This window comes from Mesorhizobium sp. C416B (assembly GCF_030323165.1).
Classification (GTDB): Bacteria; Pseudomonadota; Alphaproteobacteria; order Rhizobiales; family Rhizobiaceae; genus Mesorhizobium.
Map to the genome: position 1 here is coordinate 5,033,794 of NZ_CP100471.1, position 20,842 is coordinate 5,054,635.

Consider the following 20,842-nt stretch of genomic DNA (forward strand, 5'->3'; position numbering starts at 1 on the left):
TGTCCCGTCCGAATCACCCCAGCCGAGCCTGCCGTCCGGCAAGCCCGTTAACCATCCTGTATATGAGGAGCTGACGGTAAACATCAAGTGAACGTTGGCTGCATTAATCCTGATTAGACGGGGTTCCTGACATGCCGAAATGCTGGACATGCGGCCGATGAGGTGGCAGTTTCCCATCATGATGCATTGCTGTTTCCGGGTTCGTTCAAATTGACGACGGCAGCCGAAGATTTTTCGGTCGTTCCACCCTTCGAAATCCGATCGGGCGCCGAGCAGCGCGTTCCCTTCGTCTTCAACTCACCGCATAGCGGCCGCTATTATCCAGACCGCTTCCTGGCCATGGCGCGGCTCGACCGGAACGCCATCCGCCGCTCCGAGGACTGCTATGTCGACGAGCTGTTCGGCGGCGCGGTGGCGCTGGGCGCGCCGATACTGGCGGCGAATTTTCCGCGCGCCTACCTCGACGTCAACCGCGAGCCCTGGGAACTCGACCCGCGCATGTTCGCCGAGCCGGTCCCGTCCTTCTGCAACATCCGCTCGGCGCGCGTTGCCGGCGGGCTCGGCACCGTGCCCAAGCTGGTGGGTGAGGGGCTCGACATCTATTCCGGCCGTCTGCCGCTGGCGGAGGCCGTCCAGCGCATAGAGGCGGTCTACAAACCCTATCACGAGACGCTGAAGCGGCTTTTGACCAGAACCCATGCCAGGTTCGGCTATGCCGTGCTGATCGACTGCCATTCGATGCCGGCGAGCATCAGGGTGGGCGACAGCGGCCTGCGGCCGGATTTCATCGTCGGCGACCGTTTCGGCATCTCGGCCACGGCGGCCCTGACCGAAACGGCGATCGGCCTGCTCATCGGCATGGGCTACACCGTCGCCCACAACAAACCCTATGCAGGCGGTTTCATCACCGAGCATTACGGCCGGCCGGCGCGCCACCTGCATGCGCTGCAGATCGAGGTCAATCGCGGCCTCTACATGAATGAGCGGACGTTCCAGAAATCGGCCGGCTTCGATGCGCTGGCCGACGATATGGCGCGCTTTTCGGCCGACCTGATGGCGATGCCCGACCACCACTTCGTCGACCTGCCACTGGCCGCCGAATGACGCCGGAGCGGCGGCTGTTCATGCAATCCCGCGCTGGCCATCCCGCAGCGTAAAAAAAGACCGCATCGTTTGCACGACACGGTCGAAGTCTAGGGAGGAAACGCCCAAGGAGGGCATGGACAGGAAAACCTGTCCGAGAACAAATTTATTGTGCGATGCACAAATGTCAATCGATCCCACGCTTTTTTAATTCACTCTGATGTGAAAATGCGTTTCGATGGTCCCGATGTGTGACATTTCGGCAACGCTGATGTCTCTGATAAATCGATAAGCCCGCTTGTTTTGGCGGGAAAGTGCCGGCAGACCGGGTTGGAACTCTGTAATGCGGGAGAATCACGTGGACATCAGCATCGATTTCATGCGCCGGATCGCGCAAGCGGCGGCGGCTGAAACCTTGCCGCGTTTCCGCGCACAGGGCGCCGTGGCCAACAAGGAAAAAGGCAGTTTCGACCCGGTCACCGAGGCCGACCGCGAGGCCGAGCGCGCCATTCGGGCGCTGATCTCGGCTGAGTATCCCGATCACGGTATCCTTGGCGAAGAACATGGCAGCGAAAACATCTCCTCAAGGCATGTCTGGGTGATCGATCCGATCGATGGTACCCGCGCCTTCATCTCAGGCCTGCCGGTGTGGGGAACGCTGGTCGGGTTGACGGTCGACGGTGACGCCGTCGCCGGCATGATGGCGCAGCCGTTCACCGGCGAGCTGTTCTACGCCAACGCTTCCGGCTCCCACTACGAAGGCCCCGGTGGGCTGCGGAAGCTGTCGACCCGCAAGAGGACGAAGCTTGACGAGGCGACCTTGTTCACCACCACGCCGGCGCTTTTCAAGGGCGAGGCGCGCACCCGCTACGACGCGTTCGAGAAACAGATCCAGCTCGCCCGCTACGGAGCCGATTGCTACGCCTTTGCCATGATCGCATCCGGCAGCGTCGACATCGTCGCCGATCCCGGATTGAAACCCTACGACATCGTGGCGCTGATCCCGATCATCGAAAAGGCCGGCGGCGTCGTCACCACATTCGAGGGCGGTCCGGCGGAAAAGGGCGGCGACATCCTGGCCGCCGCAACGCCGGAGCTTCACGCGGCTGCAATGGCAGCCTTGCGCGGCTGATAGTCGACCCGATCAGCGCGGCTTGATCGAGCGCTGGAATTCCGCCGGCGTTCGCCCGTAGACCTGCCTGAACGCTGAGCTGAAATGACTGTGGCTGGAGAAGCCGAGGTCCAGGCCGAGCGTGGTCAGATTGTCGTAGCAGCCAAGCAGGTCGAGCGCGCGCGCCAGCCGCAGGCGCAGATGGTAGCGATAGAGCGGCATCGCCTCGACCTGCTGGAAAACCTGCGTGAGATAAACCGGTGATACCCCGACTTCAGTGGCGATCTCGGCCAGCGTCCAGCGCCGCGAAAGATCCGAGGACAGGACGAGCTTGGCGCGATCGACCAGCTTCTGCCGGCCAGCGCTGGCGCCGGCGGCATGCGAGGTGCCCTCGCCGAGGGAGCGCCGCACCAGCGTCAGCGCCAGGGTTTCGGCCTCCAGCGTTTCGGCAATGTTGCGGCTCAGGCTGTGGCGCAGCACCGCCACCAGCGCCTGAGCCCGCGGGTCGATGCGGCGGCGCTGACGACGAAACGCCACGGCGCTGCCCGAGCGCAACTGCTCCTTCGGCGTCAGCTCCTGCAGTTGCGCCTCCTCGACAACGAGATCGAGGCAGGAATCGCCACCCTCGACGGGATGGCTGATCCGGTAGCCTTCGGCGTTGTTGAAGAACAACAACTGGTTGGCTTCGGCGACCGCATCGTTGCGGCCGACATGGCGCACGAAGACGCCGCGATAGGGAAACACAAGATGCGTTCAGCGGTGCACTCTTCTTCGCTCTTGTGCCGGCATTCGCCGCTGCAGAGGACATCCCTCACCATGACGGTGCCGGTGTCCAGAAGTGTCTGTACCGTGAACTGCGACATGGTGAGCTGAGACATGGCCGTGGCATTCTACCCTTGCACCGAAAGCTGCTCCGGCACATTAGGCGATTGGCCTGTCCAAACCTGTCAGGAGACTTCACCTGTCGGGCCCTTTGTAACGGCCATGGCTCAGTCCCACAAACGGCGCATGTATTCGCAGTGAGCGTCGCTGCGCGACAGACCGATGTCCTTGAGCTGTTCGTCGGTCATTTCGAGCAAGGCAAGGCGGCTTCGGCGCCTTTCCAGTTGACGGCCGATCCAGTTGGCCGCCGCGATGCCTTGTGTCCGCAAGGACCGCCGGAACGTCGCGGTTTGAGTTGTCGGCTGATGTGCGAGGCATTGCGCCGCCGCTGCATGATCGGGGCGCATCGCTCAGGCTTCCCCGTTGCCGGCCACTGATGCGCCGGCTTCGTTCAGCGCAATCGCGCATTCCTCACAGCAGACCTCGACGGTCTTGCCGCCGACCTTGACGCGGATCGGATTGGCGTCCAGCTGGCAATCGCAGGCAGCGCAGGTTTTCTCGGTCATGACGTCATCTCCTTGGCGTTCGGTTCGACACGGAGAGATGAGCATTCCGGGGCGGCACCGGCTGTCAGAATCTTTAGCTCTTTGTGTGCTGCCGGCGCTGCTCCTGACAGAAGGCTGTCAGCAGGCGCAAGCTCAAGGCGCCGTAACATGCAGCGCCGGCGGCATCAGGCTGTGGGGTCGTCGTTGCCGGGTATGAAGGCGTCGAAGGCGGCGAGCAACTGCTCGCGATAGACATCGGCCTCCTGCAGGATCTCGTGTTTCGAGCCATCGATCATCAGCAGCGAGCCGAGGCGCAGACGCCTGGCGTAGGCTTCCACGGCCTTGGTCGAGACGACCTGATCGGCGCCGGCGGCGATCATCAGCAGCGGCACCTGGATCCTGGCCATGAAGTCGGGCTCGCTGATGGCTTCGCCTGCCTTGATTGCCGCCTGCAGCCAGCGGATCGTCGGCCCGCCGAGCGCCAGTTGCGGATAGTGCTCGTAGATTTTCGTGTTGCGCTGATAGCGCCCGGGGTCCGATGTCACCTTGTTGAGGGCGAAGGGCAGGGTTTCCCTGGGACGCGGACCCCAGGCGGCGTAGAGCCGACCGAGGCCGAGAAAGCACAATACCGAGCAGACGCGGCGCGCCGTTTTTGCCGACACGGGCGAGTCGGGCACCGTCAGGAAAGGCGCAATCAGCACCATTCGACGCACCCGGTTGACCATCGACGGCGCCGCGAGCAGCGCGATCACGGCGCCCATCGAATGGGCGAGGATGTAATACGGGCCGCGGCAGTCGGGCAGCACGATGTCCTCGAAGAACTGTTCGAGGTCGCCGGTGTAATCGTAGAAGGAGCGGACATAGCCGCGTTGCGGGTCGGCGATCAGCCGGTCGGAATCGCCCTGGCCGCGCCAGTCGAGCGTGGCGACGCCGAGGCCGCGGTCGGTCAGGTTGCGGATGGTTTCGAAATACTTCTCGATGCACTCGTTGCGGCCGGGCAGCAGCACGACGGTGCCTTTCAGCGGCCGAGTGACCGCGGCAAACAGGCCGTAGCGGATCTTCTTGCCGTCGCGCGTGGTGAAAAAGCCGCCGGCGACATTTTGCGGCGGCGGATTGCCTGGCGTGGGATGGAAGAGATCCGTCATTAGGCGCTTGCGTCTTCGTGGTGTCTCACCCGGCAGGGCGTCGGCATGGTGATAGACGCCAATGGATGAAAAGCAAAGGGAGGACGCCAAGGGGGCGGACGAACGACAAGCAAGGCCGGAAGCAGCCTGCGGCGGCGTGCTTCCGGCCTCTGTCGATCCGGGAGGAAGGGACGTTACACCCGGTCGGCCTCGTCGCGGCGCTTTCATCCGGCGCCGCCTGGTTCTTTATCCTGGGGGCACTCTAGCGCCGGCCGGCTGAACGGGCGCCGAAGCAGCGGTTCATCTGCCGTTCATCGACGCCTCGATTGGCGCTCTTCAAAAATCCTTGAAATGAGCTTTTGCGCTCCCCAAATGTCGGATGCAGCCGCCGATGTCGGGGCTGCTGGTCCACCCGAAACGCCTTTCCAGGGTTTCGCACCGGCCACACGCAAACATGTTGCTCAACAGGAGAACACCTCATGCGTCACGTTGATTTTTCCCCGCTCTATCGCTCGACCGTCGGCTTCGACCGCCTGTTCACCATGCTCGACTCGCTGGCCCAGCCCGATGGCGCGCAGACCTATCCGCCCTACAACATCGAGCGCACCGGCGAGGACGCCTATCGCATCTCGATGGCGGTTGCCGGCTTCTCGGACGAAGAGATTTCGATCGAAGCCCACCGCAACGTGCTGACCGTCAAGGGTGAGCGCAAGGAAGAGGGCAATGGCGAAGGCTCCGAGCTGCTCTACCGCGGCATTGCCTCGCGTTCGTTCGAGCGCCGCTTCCAGCTTGCCGACCATGTCGAGGTCGTCGGCGCCACGCTGAAGAACGGCCTGCTTTTCGTCGACCTTAAGCGCAACATCCCCGAGGAGCTGAAGCCGCGCAAGATCGCGATTACCGCCTCTTCGGCCAACGCCAAGCAGATCGAGGCCAAGAACGCCGCGTGATCGAGACGGCGGCGTCACAACGCCCAAGGTTAAAAGCGTCTCCTCCCGAGACGAAAGCGGCGCCGCGAGGCGCCGCTTTTTTTCGCCGCAGCCTCTGTCACCCCAACCGAAGAGTTCTGGCTCTTTTGCGGCGGGCGCCGTCTTCCCATGAAGGGCGATGTCTGATCTCTCGGCTGATTTTTCCCTGGCCCTAACGGCAACCATTGCGGTGACCTTCCTGCTGGCCGGCATCGTCAAGGGCGTTACCGGTATGGGACTGCCGACGTTGGCGATGGGGCTGCTGGGCACAATCATGCCGCCGGTCGCCGCGGCTTCGCTGCTGATCGTGCCGTCCTTCGTCACCAATATCTGGCAGCTGTTTGCCGGCCCGAGCTTCGGATGGATCCTCAGGCGGCTGTGGCTGATGATGGTCGGCATCGTCGCCGGCACGCTGGCCGGCTCATGGCTGCTGGCCAGCGACAATGTCAAATGGACGACGGCCGGCCTCGGGGCGGCGCTGATCGTCTATGCCGTCTATACGCTGCTGGCGCGGCAGTTGACGGTTCCCGCGTCAGCCGAGCGCTGGTCGTCGCCCATCGTCGGTTTCCTTACCGGCATCGTCACCGGCGGCACCGGCGTGTTCGTCGTGCCCGCTGTACCTTACATTCAGGCGCTGGGCTTGAGCCGTGACGATCTGATCCAGGCGCTCGGCCTGTCCTTCACCGTGTCGACGATCGCGCTCGCTGCCGGCCTTGCCTCGCACGGCGCGTTCCAGGTCGGGCATGTCGCCATGTCGTCGCTGGCGGTTGCGCCGGCCTTGCTCGGCATGTGGCTCGGACAGTTGCTCCGGCAGCGGATCAGCCCGGCGACCTTCCGGCGCTGGTTTCTGATTTTCCTGATCTTGCTTGGCCTCGAGCTTTTGGCGCGGCCTTTCCTTGCTTAGCCACCGGTGCCGGTTGCGAGAACGGCCTCGACGTTTTGCCGGTGGACGGGCTCGTACAGCGCGAAGTACTCGACCTCGCCCGTGGCGAACATGTCGGCGCCGAAGGTTTTCAGATCCTGCTTCGCAAGATCAGGCTCATGCCGGCAGCGAAGCAGTTTTTGAACGTAGGCTTGCGTGGCGGCGATGAGGCCTTTGTCGTAGCCGCCTCGCTCAATCGCTTCGAGCGAGCCGTGATTGGGCAAGATGCGGTCTATCGGCCACCCGCTCATGCGTTCGAGATCGACCAGATGTTGCGCCAGCCGATCCGCCTCGCTGACATAGGTGATCGGATCCTCCAGCGTGTCGCCCGCCAGCAGCAGGCCGTTCCCAGGCATGAACAGCACGGTGCCGTCATGGCTGTGGATTTCGACCTGACGCAGCTCGACGGCGATCGATCCAACGGTGAGGTCAAGACTGCCTTCGAAGGTCCTGTTCGGCAGCACGAGAGGCTTGATCGGTGGAACACCGCTTTCGATCTCGGCCCGGTTGTTCGCGAGCGCCGAGGCGGTGAGCGTGTTGGCGATAATCTCGCAATCCTGAAACACCTCATTGCCGGCAATATGATCGTCATGCCAGTGGCTGAGCACCACCCGGATCGAGCTGACCCCCATGTCTTCGAGCGTCTGCCTGATGAAGCGCGCGTGAGGCAGCGAAATATGCGTGTCGTAGACAAGCGCCTGCGAGCCATCGACGATCGCATAGGTGCAGATGCCGAGGGCATAGGCGCCGTCGTCCAGCCAGTTCGGTTCGTCCGACCAGGCGCGAACGCCGTCGATGCGGCCATCGTAGAAGCCGAGCACGTTTGGCGCCGGGCGAACCAGCCGCATGGTTGAGCCGAGAAGTGGCTTTGTCATTGGCGCGGTCTCGCGAGTTCAGGCGATCATCTGGCCGAAGCGATCGACCTCATCTGAAGTCGTGGCAAAGCTGGTGACGAAGCGATAGAGCAACTCGTCCTCGCCGACATGGCCATCGAAGCCGTGCGGCCTGTGCCAGTCGTAAAAGGCGGCGCCGGCCGATTGCAGCCTTTCGGCTTCCGCCTTTTTCATCACCGCGAACACCTCGTTGGCCTGCGGCAACCAGGCGAGCTTCGCCGTTGCCGAATCCTCGATCGCAGCCGCCAGGCGCGCGGCCATGGCATTGGCATGACGGGCCGTGTCCAGCCACAGGCCGTCCGTGAAGTAGGCGTCGAACTGCGCTGCGATGAAGCGCGACTTGGAGAACAGCTGTGCGGCGCGCTTGCGCAGGAAGGACAGCTCCTTGGCGCGGTCTAGATCGAACAGCACCACCGCTTCGGCGCACCAGCAGCCGTTCTTGGTGCCGCCGAACGAGACGATATCGACGCCGCGCTTCCAGGTCATTTCGGCCGGCGTCGTCTCAAGCGCGACCAATGCGTTGGCAAAACGGGCGCCGTCCATATGCAGCGGCAGGGAAAAGCGTTTGGCGATCTCCGAAATGGTGGAAATGTCGTCGAGCCCGTACACTGTGCCGACTTCGGTCGATTGGGTGATCGAGACGGCCGTCGGGCGTCCCCAATGGACGATTTCGGGTGCGAAACGGGCGACGGCGCGTTCAAGATTGTGCGGATCGATCTTGCCCAGGGCGCCGTCGACAGCATGGAGACGCGAGCCGCCGCTGAAATATTCCGGCGCGCCGCATTCGTCCTCGATGATGTGCGATTCGCGGTGCGCAAAGGAAATGCCGCCGGGCTTGTTGTAAGCGGCCAGGGACAGCGAGTTGGCCGCCGTGCCGGTAGCGACGAAGAACACCGCGACCTCGCGTTCGAAGATCTCGCTGAAACGCTGGTAGACGGCGCGGTCGAGATCGCCATCGCCATAGGCGGTCGAAAAGCCGCCGGCATTGGCTGACAGCCCGGCGGCAATGTTGGAATGGACGCCCGCCCAGTTGTCGGATGCAAAGAACATCAGGAAAGTCCCTGCCTGGTTGAGAAAGTCTGGTTGCGACAAGAGCGCGACCATGGCCGTTTCGGGGTTTGACGCGCAAGGGCCAAGGGCTGAAAAAGCGGTGAAGCCAAAGGCGATCACGAAGGAGCGCCGGGACCGAAATTTCGTTTCAACAGCGCCTGACGTAATTTTCTGTCGCCAAACGTCCAAGATTTGGTGAATCGGTCTTGTGTGCGCCCAGGATTTCTGCCATAAAAATTTAGGACAGTAGTGCTGTCTTATTTTGTCGCACAAGTCAGGCTGGATTGGCGTATCATTTGGGCCACTCCGGCCGTTGCCGCGAGCGACGGGTAGACGGCTCGGCTGTGGCCTGTACGATACCGGATACGAACCGGCGGTGCACCGCACGGTCCGCCAAGGATTTCGAAAAGACGTGCCGCAAGAATGAGAGCGGAAGCCAGTCGCTTCCCAAGGTAGACCAGCGCCCCAAATGCTAGACGTGCAAGGGGCCGGAACGGAGGACAGGACGATGACGGAACTGACGCCATCTGCGATTATCGGCCAGGCCGCGCAGACGAAAGCGGCAGCCGTTAAAAATACCGTTCTGACCAAAGAAGGCCGAACCACCAACGGCCTGACCGGCAACGGTATGGCCGCGCAGGGTCTCTACGATCCGCGCAACGAGCATGACGCGTGCGGCGTCGGCTTCATCGTCAACATGAAGAACGTGAAGTCGCACCAGATCGTCAAGGACGGGCTCTTCGTGCTCGAAAACCTGACGCATCGCGGCGCTGTCGGCGCCGATCCGCTGATGGGCGACGGCGCCGGCGTGCTGGTGCAAATCCCCGATCATTTCTTCCGCGAAGAGATGGCGGCCCAGGGCGTCGAACTGCCGGCGGCAGGCCAATACGGCGTCGGCCACTGGTTCATGCCGCAGGATGCGGCACTGCGCGCCCATATCGAAGAGATCATCGCCGAATCGGCGCAGTCAGAAGGGCTGCCGCTGCTCGGCTTTCGCGACGTGCCGGTCGACAATTCATCGCTGTCGAAGGCGCCCGATATCGCGGCCTCCGAACCGTTCCATCGCCAGGTCTTCATCGGCCGCACATCAGACATTCCAGATGACGAGGAATATGAGGCCAGGCTGTACCTGCTGCGCAAGGTGATTTCCGGCCGCATCTACGCCGAGAACAACAACAAGGATATCGGCGCCTACTGTGTGTCGCTATCGGCGCGCACCATTGTCTACAAGGGCATGTTCCTGGCCTACCAGGTCGGCGCCTATTACAAGGATTTGTCGGATCCGCGTTTCGAGACCGCGCTGATCCTCGTCCACCAGCGCTTCTCGACCAACACCTTCCCGTCCTGGAAGCTGGCGCACCCCTACCGCATGGTCGCGCATAATGGCGAGATCAACACGGTGCGCGGCAACAACAACTGGATGGCGGCGCGCCAGGCCTCGGTCGATTCCGAACTGTTCGGCAACAACATCTCCAAGCTGTGGCCGATCTCCTATGACGGCCAGTCCGACACGGCGTGCTTCGACAATGCGCTCGAATTCCTGTTCCAGGGCGGCTACAGCCTCAGCCATGCCATGATGATGCTGATCCCGGAAGCCTGGGCCGGCAACAAGCTGATGGATGCCGACCGCAAGGCTTTCTACGAATACCATGCAGCCCTGATGGAGCCGTGGGACGGGCCGGCCGCGGTCGCCTTCACCGACGGCCGCCAGATCGGCGCCACGCTCGACCGCAACGGGCTGCGGCCGGCGCGCTACATCGTCACCGACGACGACCGCGTCATCATGGCGTCAGAGGCCGGCGTGCTGCCGGTGCCGGAGGAGAGGATCGTCAAGAAGTGGCGGCTGCAGCCCGGCCGCATGCTTCTGATCGACCTCGCCAAGGGCCGCATCATTTCCGACGAGGAGATCAAGTCGGAGATCGCCACCAGGCATCCCTACAAGACCTGGCTCAACAACACGCAGCTGATCCTCGAGGATCTGAAGCCGGTCGAGCCGCGCGCGCTGCGCAAGGATGTCAGCCTGCTCGATCGCCAGCAGGCTTTCGGCTACAGCCAGGAAGACACCAAGCTGTTGATGTCGCCGATGGCGACCACCGGCCAGGAAGCGGTGGGTTCGATGGGCACGGACACGCCGATCTCGGCGATGTCGGACAAGTCGAAGCTGCTCTACACCTACTTCAAGCAGAATTTCGCCCAGGTCACCAACCCGCCGATCGACCCAATCCGCGAGGAACTGGTGATGAGCCTTGTCTCGTTCATCGGGCCGCGGCCGAACATCTTCGACCTGGTCGGCAATTCGCGCCGCAAGCGGCTCGAAGTGCGCCAGCCGATCCTGACCAATGGCGATCTGGAAAAGATCCGCTCGATCGGCCACACCGAGGACCGTTTCGACACCAAGACCATCGACATCACCTACGGGTCGAGCGAGGGCGCGGCCGGCATGCAGGGCGCCGTCGAGCGTCTGTGCGAGCGCGCCGAGGCGGCCGTTGCCGGCGGCTACAACATCATCATTCTGTCCGACCGCCAGGTCGGTCCCGACCGTATCGCCATTCCGGCACTGCTGGCGACGGCTGCCGTGCACCACCATCTGATCCGCAAGGGTCTGCGCACCGCGGTCGGCCTGGTCGTCGAATCCGGCGAGCCCCGCGAAGTGCATCATTTCTGCTGTCTCGCCGGCTACGGCGCCGAGGCGATCAACCCCTACCTTGCCTTCGATACGCTGCTCGACATGCACAAGCGTGGCGAACTGCCGGCTGAGGTCGACGCCTACGAGGTGGTCTCGCGTTACATCAAGTCGATCGGCAAGGGCATCCTCAAGGTGATGTCGAAGATGGGCATCTCCACCTACCAGTCCTATTGCGGCGCGCAGATATTCGACGCCATCGGGCTGAAGTCGGATTTCGTCGAGAAGTACTTCACCGGCACAGCGACGCTGATCGAAGGTGTCGGCCTGGACGAGGTTGCGGCCGAGACGCTCAGCCGCCACACCGACGGTTTCGGCAACGATCCGGTGCTGCGCAACAGCCTTGAGGTCGGCGGCGAGTACATGTACCGCATGCGCGGCGAAGCCCATATGTGGTCGCCCGATGCCGTCGCCACCTTGCAGCACGCCGTGCGCCAAGGCTCGTGGGAGACGTTCAAGGAGTATTCCGCGCAGATCGACAGCGAGACTGCCCGTGCCCAGACCATACGCGGCCTGTTCAGGATCAAGCTTGCGGAAGAGACCGGCCGCAAGAAGGTGGCGATAGAGGACGTGATGTCGGCGGCCGATATCGTCAAGCGCTTCTCGACCGGGGCGATGTCGTTCGGCTCGATCTCGCGCGAGGCACACACGACGCTGGCGCGCGCCATGAACCAGATCGGCGGCAAGTCGAACACCGGCGAGGGCGGCGAAGAGGCCGACCGCTATCTGCCGCTGCCCGGCGGCAGCAAGAACCCCGAACGTTCGGCGATCAAGCAGGTCGCCTCGGGGCGGTTTGGCGTCACCGCCGAGTATCTCGTCAATTCCGATGTCATGCAGATCAAGGTCGCGCAGGGCGCCAAGCCCGGTGAGGGCGGCCAGCTGCCCGGCCACAAGGTCGACGCCACCATCGCCAAGGTCCGGCACTCGACGCCTGGCGTCGGCCTGATCTCGCCGCCGCCGCATCACGACATCTATTCGATCGAGGATCTGGCGCAGCTGATCTATGATCTGAAGAACGTCAACCCGGCGGCCGATGTCTCGGTAAAGCTGGTGTCGGAAGTCGGTGTCGGCACGGTCGCGGCGGGCGTCGCCAAGGCGCGCGCCGACCACATCACCATCTCCGGCTATGATGGCGGCACCGGCGCGTCGCCGCTGACCTCGCTCAAGCATGCCGGCAGTCCATGGGAAATGGGCCTTGCCGAGACGCACCAGACGCTGGTGCTGAACGGGCTGCGCTCGCGCGTTGCGCTGCAGGTCGATGGTGGCTTGCGCACGGGGCGCGACGTCATCATCGGTGCGCTGCTCGGTGCCGACGAGTTCGGCTTCTCGACCGCGCCGCTGATCGCGGCCGGCTGCATCATGATGCGCAAGTGCCACTTGAACACCTGCCCGGTCGGCGTCGCGACGCAGGACCCGGTTCTGCGCAAGCGTTTCAAGGGCACGCCCGAGCATGTCATCAACTTCTTCTTCTATGTTGCGGAAGAGGTGAGGGGGCTGCTGGCCGAGATGGGCTACACCCATATCGACCAGATCATCGGCGACAGCGACCTGCTGGAAAAGCGTGAGATGATCCAGCATTGGAAGGCGCGTGGGCTCGATTTCGGCAAGATGTTCTTCAAGCCGGACGCGCCGCATGAGGCGGTGCACTGGACCGAACGGCAGAAACACCCGATCGACGATGTACTCGATCGCAAGCTGATCGAACTGGCGAAGCCCGCGCTCGAAAGCAAGCAGCCGGTCAAGATCGAGGTCGACATCCGCAATGTCGATCGCTCCACGGGCGCCATGCTGTCGGGCGAAGTCGCCAAGCGCTTCAGGCACAAGGGCCTGCGCGAGGACACGATCCAGGTGAAGCTGACCGGCACCGCCGGCCAGTCGTTCGGCGCCTTCCTGGCGCGCGGCATCTCGTTCGATCTCGTCGGTGCGGCCAACGACTATGTCGGCAAGGGCCTGTCGGGCGGACGCATCGTCATCCGGCCGCCGGAGGAGTCCAGGATCGTCGCGGCGGAATCGATCATCGTCGGCAACACCGTCCTCTATGGCGCGACCGAGGGCGAGGCCTATTTCGCAGGTGTCGCCGGCGAGCGCTTCGCGGTGCGCAATTCGGGCGTCGCCGCCGTCGTTGAAGGCGTCGGCGATCATGGCTGCGAGTACATGACCGGCGGCATCGTCGTCGTCATCGGCCAGACCGGTCGCAACTTCGCTGCCGGCATGTCGGGCGGCGTGGCCTATGTTCTGGATGAGGCCGGCGATTTCGCCGCGCGCTGCAACATGGCGATGGTCGAGCTGGAGCCGGTTCCGGAAGAAGACGATCTGATGGAAAGGCTGCTGCATCATGGCGGTGACCTCGACCACAAGGGTCGCGTCGACGTCTCGGGCGACATGACCACCCATGACGAGGAACGGCTCTACCAGCTTATCTCGAACCACGTCCATTTCACCGGTTCGGTGCGCGGCCGCGAGATACTCGACGACTGGACGACCTTCCGGCCGAAATTCCGCAAGATCATGCCGGTCGAATACCGCCGCGCGCTGATCGAGATGGAACGCATGCGCATGGGCGTGGCGGCGGAATAGGTTTTTCGACTTGCCGGGAGGCGCAGGCTTCCCGGCGGAACTTTCAGCGACAGTTTGACCTCGGATGCAAGGTTGCCACGGCTGCCTCAAGGGGTTAACGGGTGCGAAAACCGCACCATCTGGACAGCAGGAACTGGACTATGGGCAAGGTAACAGGCTTTCTCGAAATCGACCGGCAGGTGCACAAGTACCAGCCGGCCTCCGACCGCATCCGGCATTTTCGTGAATTCACGCTGCCGATGTCGGACAAGGAGGTCGAGAAACAGGCTGCGCGCTGCATGGATTGCGGCATCCCGTTCTGCCACGGGCCGACCGGTTGCCCGATCCACAACCAGATCCCGGACTGGAACGACCTCGTCTACAATGGCGACTGGGACAATGCGATCCGCAACCTGCATTCGACCAACAACTTCCCCGAGTTCACCGGCCGCATCTGCCCCGCGCCCTGCGAGGAAGCCTGCACGCTGAACCTCGAGGACATTCCGGTTGCCATCAAGACTGTCGAACAGGCAATCGCCGACAAGGCTTATGAAACCGGCCATATCCGGCCTTATCCGCCAGAGAAGAAGACGGGCAAGCGGGTCGCTGTCATCGGCTCCGGCCCGGCAGGGATGGCGGCGGCGCAGCAGCTTGGCCGCGCCGGCCACGAGGTCAGCGTCTATGAGCGTGAGAGCCGTCCCGGCGGGCTGATGCGCTACGGCATTCCCGACTTCAAGATCGAGAAGCACTATATCGACCGCCGCATCGAGCAGATGCAGGGCGAGGGCGTGACCTTCCATTGCGGCGTCAATGTCGGCGTCGACAAGCCGGTGGCAGAGTTGCTCGCCGGATACGATGCGGTGCTCTATTGCGGCGGTTCGGAATCGCCGCGTCCGGCCAACATTCCGGGCGACGATCTCGGCGGCGTCTATGACGCCATGCCCTATCTGGTGCAGCAGAACCGTCGCGTCGGCGGCGAGCCGATCCAGTCGGTGGCCTGGCCGTCGCATCCGATCATCGCCGGCGGCCAGCATGTCGTCGTCGTCGGCGGCGGCGATACCGCGTCCGACTGCGTCGGCACCGCCTTCCGCCAGGGCGCGGTGCGCGTCACCCAGCTCGACATCCGCCCGCAGCCGCCGGAGAAGGAAGACAAGCTTTCGGTCTGGCCTTACTGGGCGACCAAGATGCGCACCTCGTCCTCACAGGCCGAAGGTGCGGAGCGCGAATTCCAGGTGGCGACGCTCGAATTCATCGGCGAGGACGGCCAACTGACCGGCGTCAAGTGCTGCGAGGTCGACGAGAAGCGCAAGCCTATCCCCGGCACCGAATTCGTCATCCGTGCAGACCTCGCCTTCATCGCCATCGGCTTTGCCGGCCCGGCCGCCGTGGGCGTCGCGAAAGAGCTGGACGGTGAGATGAAAATCACCACCGACAGCCGCCGTTCCCGCAATGTCGAAGCCAACGATCGCGACTACAAGACCAGCGTCGACAAGCTTTACGCCGCAGGCGATGTGCGCCGCGGCCAGTCGCTGGTGGTGTGGGCGATCCGCGAAGGCCGCCAGGCCGCGCGCTCGATCGATGAAGCGCTGATGGGGTCGACGGTACTCCCCCGTTAACGGTTGATCGCCGTCGTCGTATCCGTCGCGGCAGCGGCCTTGGGCGGCCACGAGAAGTCGTCGGCGCGGCCGGGCGAGGCCTCGGGCGCCTTGCCTTCGAGGATTAGTTTTTCGCCGGGCAGATCCGGATTGGCTTTCGGCGCCGCCGCCGCACCGAGAAGCTCGGTCCCGCCGTCGAGCGCCGGATCGTTGAGCAGCATTGGAACGGTGCGGTCGACCACGATCGGGGCGGCGGGCAGCGACGGCGCCTCGACCGGGGCGCCGGCCGGCGCGGCAGCCGTCACCACGCTTCCCGGCGCTGCCAGGCCGAGGATCTTGGCCAGCGGCTTTTCGGTGTAGAAGGCGAGCTTTCGCTTGCCGGCTTTCGAGACGTTGATGCCGTCGTCGGAGCGCAGCCGCACGGCCTGGCCGTTAATGTCGGGGCCGGTCGAGACAAAGGCGCCGTTCTCGTCGACGAACCCGTCCCAGACATCGACGAATTCGCCGCCGTTCTTCTCGGCTGCCGAGTGGTAGATGTCGTTGAATGCCAGCATGTCGGAGGTCATCTTCGGCGTCTTGAAGGCTGGCATGCCGACCCACAGATAAGGCACCTTGGTCGCCGCCAGTGCCTTTCCCAAGGCTTCGGTCCGGCGTTCGTATTCCTTGGTCCAGTTCTCGGAGCGCGGCTGCTCGCGCACATCGTTGACGCGCATCTGCTGGCGGTCGTTGGAGCCGAGCATGACGACGACCACGGAGGGTTTTTCGGTCTCGACCAGCGATTTGACCTGTTCGGGCCAATTGTAGACATCATCGCGCACGAAACCCGAAGAACCGTTGGCGCGCTCGACGATCCTGACGTTGGCATTGTCGGCAAAGGCTGTTTCGAGGCCTTCGGCCAGGCCGTTGGCCATGAAATCGCCGATCACCAGAACGACGCGGGCATCCGGTGTCTTCTCGACAATCGGAGCGGAAGGTTCAACGGGTGCACGGGGCTTCTTCTTGACCTTCGGCTTTGCCTTGCGGACGTCGAGCGGCGGCTCGATGCGTTCGCTGCGGCGCGGGAACAGAAGGTCGCGCAGCGACCAGCCGCGGTTCTGCGGTTGTTCCTGCGCCAAAGCCGGTGTGTGGAAACTGCCGGCGAGTCCCGTCGCCAGGACAACGATGGCCAGAACGAGGATCGGCAAGCGGAAAACGATCACACGGATACGCGCTGCCGAAACCAAGCACCCTCTCCATCCCTTGGTGCATGGCCCTCGCAGCGGATCATGCACACATCAATGCTACGGCATCGCTTGTGCGCCGCAATGCGCGGCGCTGCCGATGGCTCTATTTCTTTCTGAGCCATTTGAGCACTTCCATGCTCGGATACCCGTCCTGGGTCAAGCCGACCGTTGCCTGATAGGTCATGATGGCGGTTTTCGTGCCGTCACCGATCTTGCCGTCGAACTTGCCGTCGTAAAGTCCGTGCTGCGAAAGCCGCTTCTGCAACTCCTGCCTTTCCTCGAAGGACAGTTTGGTGAAAGGCCGCTTCCAGTCCTGCACCAGACCATTAGAGCCGGCGATTTCGTCGGCAAGAAGGCCGACGGCCAGGGCATATTTGTCGGCGTTGTTGTAGGCCTTGATGACGGAGAAGTTCTTGATCATCAGGAAGGCCGGTCCGCCGCGGCCGTCCGGCACTTTCAGGGTCGCCTTGTCGGTTGCGTTCTTGAACGGCTTGCCATTGGCCCTGGTGACGCCGAGCGCCTGCCACTGCGCCAATGTCTTCGAGCCGGCCGGCAGTTTGCCCGCCGGAATGGTGACCTCGTAGCCCCAGGTCTTGCCGCCCTGCCAGCCATTCTTCTTCAGCAGATTGGCTGATGTCGCCAACGCATCGGGGATCGAATTCCAGATGTCGCGCTTGCCGTTGCCGTCCATGTCGACGGCATAATGCTGGTAGCTGGTCGGGATGAACTGGGTCTGGCCCATGGCGCCGGCCCAGGAGCCCATCAGGTGGCTTTCGTCGATGTCGCCGGTCTGCAGGATTTTCAGCGCGGCGACCAATTGGGTGCGGGCGAATTTCGAACGCTTCGGGTCGCCATAGGCGAGGGTTGCCAGCGAGCGGATGACATTGCGCATGATGTCGTCGCGCTTGAGGATCTCGCCATAATTCGATTCCATCGACCAGATGGCGAGCAGGATGTAGCGGTCGACGCCGAACCTCGCCTCGATCCGTTCCAGCCACGGCTTCCATTTCCTGGCCATCTGCTGGCCGACGGCAACGGACTGGTCGTGGACGCGGTTGTCGAAATAGTCCCAGGCAGGTGCGGTGAATTCGGGCTGGGTGCGTGCCTTTTCCAGCACCACCGGGTCGGGCTCATTGATGCCCCGGAACGCTCGGTCGTAGACCCCGCCGGAAACGCCGCCCCCCACGGCCGTGGCGCGGAAGCCGGCGACCCATTGCCGAAAACCGGCATCGGCGAAGGCCGGTCCGGCCGGCATCAGCAAGGCGAGCGAGAGGCTGGCCGCCGTCAGCACGCTGGTAAAGAGTTTTGCGGCACTGCGAACGGACATATTTTCCCCTTTCTCTATCTCAGGAAAGACCATTCATCGCCGAACCGGGTTAGCAATTGGTTTACCATAGGCGGCGCCTGGAACGAAAAGACACCTGGATGCTTTACCGGTTGATGTTTCCCTCAATGGCCCGATAATCCACAATTCCGGCGCGAAAATGTCGCGAGGCGGGATTGCCGGGCACGCCCTCAAACGGATAATTGACGCATGAAGCGAGTTCGCAAGGCAGTTTTCCCGGTCGCCGGTCTCGGCACACGGTTTCTCCCGGCCACCAAGGCCATTCCCAAGGAGATGCTGACCGTCGTCGACCGGCCGGTCATCCAGTATGTCGTCGATGAGGCGCGCGAGGCCGGCATCGAACATTTCATCTTCGTCACCGGCCGCAACAAGGCGGTCATAGAAGACCATTTCGATATCCAGTTCGAGCTCTATGATACGCTGGCACAGCGCGGCAAGGACGATCAGCTGGCCCGCTTGCAGCGGCTGCAGCCGGCGCCGGGGCAGACCTCGTTCACCCGCCAGCAGGTGCCGATGGGGCTCGGCCACGCCGTCTGGTGCGCCCGCGAACTGGTCGGCGACGAACCCTTCGCGCTGTTGCTGCCCGACATGATCATGCAGTCGGAGAAGAGCTGCACGAAGGCCATGGTCGAGCTCTACGAGGAGACCGGCAACAACATCATCGCGGTGCAGGAATGCGATCCGGCCGAAACCCACAAATATGGCATTGTCGGCCGCGGCGAGGACACGCATCACGGCTTCCGCATCACCGAGATGGTCGAAAAGCCGAAGACCGGCACCGCGCCGTCCAATCTCTACATCAACGGCCGCTACATCCTGCAGCCCGAGATTTTCAAGATCCTCGAAAGCCAGGAAAAGGGCGCCGGCAACGAGATCCAGCTCACCGACGCGATGCTGAAGCTGGAAAAGCAGCAGCCCTTCTTTGGCTACCACTTTCAGGGCCGCACCTTCGATTGCGGCTCGCCGGAAGGCTTCGTCGAGGCCAATGTCGCCTTCGCGCTGTGGCGCAGCGACATGAACGAGAACATGGCCGGCGTCATCCGCACGCTGCTCGATGAGATGAAGCCGTCCGAGCGTCGCGGCGCTGCTTTTTAGCTACCGCTGCAGCTTCAGCCCCAAATAGATGCTGTTGGCGGTGTAGTTGCGCCCGGGCAGATTGCTGGTCAGCTTTTCGGTGCGGGCGCGGCTGGTGAGGCCGACATAGCGGTTCAGCCACCAGGTCAGCCCGGCCTCTGCACTCAGCGTCATGTCATGGCCGTCGGAGCCGGTGTAATTGCGCCAGTCGAGCCCAAGGGCTGCGTTGCCGGTCAGGTCGGCGCGGATCTGCCGCTCGCCGGTGAGGCGGCCGGAATAGAGGATGTCGCCGCTCTTACCGGCGTTCGTCGTGCCTTCGACCGTGGTTTGCCCGGTGAGGCCGATGATGGTGCCGCGCTCGGGCGACCATTTGAGGTCGGCATTGATGGTGGCTCCCGAAATCGCCTCCAGGTTCTTGTCGTCGATCGCTTCCCTCAGCCAGCCAGCCGAGAACTCACCCTTGAGCTTCTCGCCCATGTCGACTTCGATACCGGCGCGTGCGCCAAGCCGGGTCGAAGAGCGCTCGAAGCCCTTGTTGTCGATCCGTTGGCCATATACCCTTCGGCCGAGCTCAATCTCGGCAAAGGGCGTCAGAGCCGGGGAAATTTCATAGCCGGTCCGCAACGTTGCAGTATAGAGCGTGTTGTCCTGATCCTTCTGCGACAACACGGTGCCGTCCGTTAGCTTGGCGTCGCCATAGATGTCGTGGGAGACCGCACCGGTCAGCGCAAAGCGCAGCTTGCCGACATCCTTCTCGACGGCGAGGCTGCCGTCGACAGTCTGGCGGATCGGCTGCGAGGTGACGCCGGCAATGGCGTCGGGCGCGGAGGCCGATTCCGGCGCAATCTCGTAGCCGAGCTTGGCGATGGCGCGCAGTTCATTGTCGAGGTCGACATTGTACGTGCCTTGGATACGGCCGCGTGCCTCATTGATCTTCTGGCCCGAAATGGTGTTGCGGAAATTGCCGTAGCCGTCGATGACCGCCGAATTCTCGCGCCAATCGGAGGCGGCGGAGAAACGCAGCGCCGTTTCGGACAGCACCGCCGACTTGCCGCCAGCGCTGGAATCGGCGTTCGACGTGACGGCAACGCCCTGCTCGAGCGTCGGCCGCAGCAGGAACGAGCCGACCTTGATGCCGGTTGCCGCGTACGGGTCGTCCTCGAGCTTCTTCTTCTGGCCCTCGATGGCGTCGGTGCGTTCGGCTCCAGGGTCGAGCTTTCGTCGGTCGACGCCGTCGACGGTGAGGACACGGCGGTTGGCTGTGTCCTGATCGGCGTCGCCTGCCGCAGTGCCGTCCGGAGTCGCGGCGGTGGTGGTCTGGTCCGTGGCTTTGCCAGGCTTCTTCTTGTCGGCAGCCTTGGTTTTGTCCTTGGCCTTGTCTGCATCCGCGGCGGCGCGTTGTTTTGCCGTCGATGGCCGGCGTGGCTGGACGGTGGGCGGCTTGTCGACGAACGAATCGTCGATGGTCGCCGGCGGGTCGAAAATGCTGTTTGCGCCGGCCTGTGACGGCTCGGTGTCGTCAGGCAAGGCGCCATCGCCGGCCGGCACATAGGCGGTTGGCGTGTTTCCCGTGGGGGCCGTGTCGGCAGGGGCGGGCTTGACCTGCGTGTTGGCCTTGCTCAATTGCCTGGCCCGGCGCTGCTGGTCGGACAGGATCGCCGATTCCGAAACTTCGCCGCGCAGCTCGGTCTCCTGGGCATGAAGCGCAGTTGGCCGCAGCAAAGCGAGCACGCTCGTCGCCAGAAGCAGAGCGCAAAAGGCTCTGCCCGTTCGACCTTTTTTCTCTTGAGGCTGGGCCCGCGACATCGTCACCACTGCTTGCGCGGCGCAAGCGCGCCATACTTACCGAAC

The 20,842-nt window shown here is 63.3% G+C and carries 15 protein-coding genes and 1 pseudogene; 7 read left to right on the forward strand and 9 right to left on the reverse strand.

Translation table 11 applies throughout. The annotated features are described in order from the left end of the window. Window positions 1–162: 162 nt before the first annotated feature. Both NLY43_RS24610 and hisN read left to right on the forward strand, forming a co-directional pair. The gene (locus tag NLY43_RS24610; protein ID WP_023710935.1) at window positions 163–1,104 is read left to right on the forward strand and encodes an N-formylglutamate amidohydrolase; all 942 of its coding nucleotides are present in this window, start codon (window positions 163–165) and stop codon (window positions 1,102–1,104) included. Window positions 1,105–1,441: 337 nt separating this feature from the next. Continuing rightward, complete coding sequence (gene hisN / locus NLY43_RS24615) at window positions 1,442–2,215, forward strand: histidinol-phosphatase (protein ID WP_023691771.1); 774 nt, start codon at window positions 1,442–1,444, stop codon at window positions 2,213–2,215. 12 nt (window positions 2,216–2,227) lie between these two features. On the opposite strand, the pseudogene NLY43_RS24620 reads toward hisN, so the two are convergent. The 4 genes and pseudogenes from NLY43_RS24620 to NLY43_RS24635 form a co-directional block, all read right to left on the reverse strand. Further along, a pseudogene (locus tag NLY43_RS24620) lies at window positions 2,228–3,057 on the reverse strand (helix-turn-helix transcriptional regulator). Window positions 3,058–3,183: 126 nt separating this feature from the next. Then, complete coding sequence (locus NLY43_RS24625; RefSeq protein WP_023686421.1) at window positions 3,184–3,423, reverse strand: DUF1127 domain-containing protein; 240 nt, start codon at window positions 3,421–3,423, stop codon at window positions 3,184–3,186. A gap of 3 nt (window positions 3,424–3,426) precedes the next feature. Continuing rightward, window positions 3,427–3,582 carry a hypothetical protein gene (locus tag NLY43_RS24630; RefSeq protein ID WP_023704021.1) on the reverse strand — a complete coding sequence of 52 codons (156 nt, stop codon included), beginning with the start codon at window positions 3,580–3,582 and terminating at the stop codon, window positions 3,427–3,429. Window positions 3,583–3,746: 164 nt separating this feature from the next. Then, a complete protein-coding gene (locus NLY43_RS24635) occupies window positions 3,747–4,706 on the reverse strand; it encodes an alpha/beta fold hydrolase (RefSeq protein ID WP_023704020.1) in 960 nt (319 codons plus the stop codon). Between the two features lie 458 nt (window positions 4,707–5,164). On the opposite strand from NLY43_RS24635, the gene NLY43_RS24640 reads away from it, so the two are divergent. Both NLY43_RS24640 and NLY43_RS24645 read left to right on the forward strand, forming a co-directional pair. Next, the gene (locus NLY43_RS24640; protein WP_023671202.1) at window positions 5,165–5,632 is read left to right on the forward strand and encodes an Hsp20 family protein; all 468 of its coding nucleotides are present in this window, start codon (window positions 5,165–5,167) and stop codon (window positions 5,630–5,632) included. A 157-nt stretch (window positions 5,633–5,789) separates the two neighbouring features. Further along, window positions 5,790–6,554, forward strand: coding sequence for a sulfite exporter TauE/SafE family protein (locus NLY43_RS24645; protein ID WP_023701029.1), 765 nt, complete (start codon window positions 5,790–5,792; stop codon window positions 6,552–6,554). Here the strand turns inward: NLY43_RS24645 and NLY43_RS24650 are convergent. Together NLY43_RS24650 and NLY43_RS24655 are read right to left on the reverse strand one after the other, a co-directional pair. Then, complete coding sequence (locus NLY43_RS24650; protein ID WP_023710936.1) at window positions 6,551–7,447, reverse strand: MBL fold metallo-hydrolase; 897 nt, start codon at window positions 7,445–7,447, stop codon at window positions 6,551–6,553. The two genes, NLY43_RS24645 and NLY43_RS24650, sit on opposite strands and share 4 nt — an antisense overlap. An 18-nt stretch (window positions 7,448–7,465) precedes the next feature. Further along, window positions 7,466–8,515: a threonine aldolase family protein gene (locus tag NLY43_RS24655; protein WP_023710937.1), complete on the reverse strand. Its 1,050-nt coding sequence runs from the start codon at window positions 8,513–8,515 to the stop codon at window positions 7,466–7,468. A gap of 508 nt (window positions 8,516–9,023) precedes the next feature. Between NLY43_RS24655 and gltB the strand changes: the two genes are divergently transcribed. After that, window positions 9,024–13,775, forward strand: coding sequence for a glutamate synthase large subunit (gene gltB / locus NLY43_RS24660; RefSeq protein WP_023710938.1), 4,752 nt, complete (start codon window positions 9,024–9,026; stop codon window positions 13,773–13,775). Window positions 13,776–13,915: 140 nt separating this feature from the next. Next, complete coding sequence (locus NLY43_RS24665) at window positions 13,916–15,370, forward strand: glutamate synthase subunit beta (RefSeq protein WP_023710939.1); 1,455 nt, start codon at window positions 13,916–13,918, stop codon at window positions 15,368–15,370. Here NLY43_RS24665 and NLY43_RS24670 read toward each other — a convergent pair. Then, window positions 15,367–16,572, reverse strand: coding sequence for an SGNH/GDSL hydrolase family protein (locus NLY43_RS24670; protein ID WP_023710940.1), 1,206 nt, complete (start codon window positions 16,570–16,572; stop codon window positions 15,367–15,369). The genes NLY43_RS24665 and NLY43_RS24670 overlap by 4 nt on opposite strands. 103 nt (window positions 16,573–16,675) lie before the next feature. Further along, a complete protein-coding gene (locus NLY43_RS24675; RefSeq protein ID WP_023710941.1) occupies window positions 16,676–17,899 on the reverse strand; it encodes a lytic murein transglycosylase in 1,224 nt (407 codons plus the stop codon). A 207-nt stretch (window positions 17,900–18,106) separates the two neighbouring features. On the opposite strand from NLY43_RS24675, the gene galU reads away from it, so the two are divergent. Further along, on the forward strand, window positions 18,107–19,012 hold the full coding sequence (gene galU / locus NLY43_RS24680; RefSeq protein WP_023671956.1) for a UTP--glucose-1-phosphate uridylyltransferase GalU: 906 nt from the start codon (window positions 18,107–18,109) through the stop codon (window positions 19,010–19,012). Here the strand turns inward: galU and NLY43_RS24685 are convergent, their stop codons facing one another. Next, window positions 19,013–20,797, reverse strand: a complete 1,785-nt coding sequence (locus NLY43_RS24685) for an outer membrane beta-barrel protein (RefSeq protein ID WP_031199161.1) — start codon at window positions 20,795–20,797, stop codon at window positions 19,013–19,015. It lies immediately after the preceding gene. Between the last annotated feature and the right edge of the window lie 45 nt (window positions 20,798–20,842).

Coding starts and splice junctions, on each gene's coding strand:
- NLY43_RS24625 (WP_023686421.1), bottom strand. CDS start 3,423: ATGCGCCCCGATCATGCAGCGGCGGCGCAATGCCTCGCACATCAGCCG.
- NLY43_RS24630 (WP_023704021.1), bottom strand. CDS start 3,582: ATGACCGAGAAAACCTGCGCTGCCTGCGATTGCCAGCTGGACGCCAAT.
- NLY43_RS24635 (WP_023704020.1), bottom strand. CDS start 4,706: ATGACGGATCTCTTCCATCCCACGCCAGGCAATCCGCCGCCGCAAAAT.
- NLY43_RS24640 (WP_023671202.1), top strand. CDS start 5,165: ATGCGTCACGTTGATTTTTCCCCGCTCTATCGCTCGACCGTCGGCTTC.
- NLY43_RS24645 (WP_023701029.1), top strand. CDS start 5,790: ATGTCTGATCTCTCGGCTGATTTTTCCCTGGCCCTAACGGCAACCATT.
- NLY43_RS24650 (WP_023710936.1), bottom strand. CDS start 7,447: ATGACAAAGCCACTTCTCGGCTCAACCATGCGGCTGGTTCGCCCGGCG.
- NLY43_RS24655 (WP_023710937.1), bottom strand. CDS start 8,515: ATGTTCTTTGCATCCGACAACTGGGCGGGCGTCCATTCCAACATTGCC.
- gltB (WP_023710938.1), top strand. CDS start 9,024: ATGACGGAACTGACGCCATCTGCGATTATCGGCCAGGCCGCGCAGACG.
- NLY43_RS24665 (WP_023710939.1), top strand. CDS start 13,916: ATGGGCAAGGTAACAGGCTTTCTCGAAATCGACCGGCAGGTGCACAAG.
- NLY43_RS24675 (WP_023710941.1), bottom strand. CDS start 17,899: ATGTCCGTTCGCAGTGCCGCAAAACTCTTTACCAGCGTGCTGACGGCG.
- galU (WP_023671956.1), top strand. CDS start 18,107: ATGAAGCGAGTTCGCAAGGCAGTTTTCCCGGTCGCCGGTCTCGGCACA.
- NLY43_RS24685 (WP_031199161.1), bottom strand. CDS start 20,797: ATGTCGCGGGCCCAGCCTCAAGAGAAAAAAGGTCGAACGGGCAGAGCC.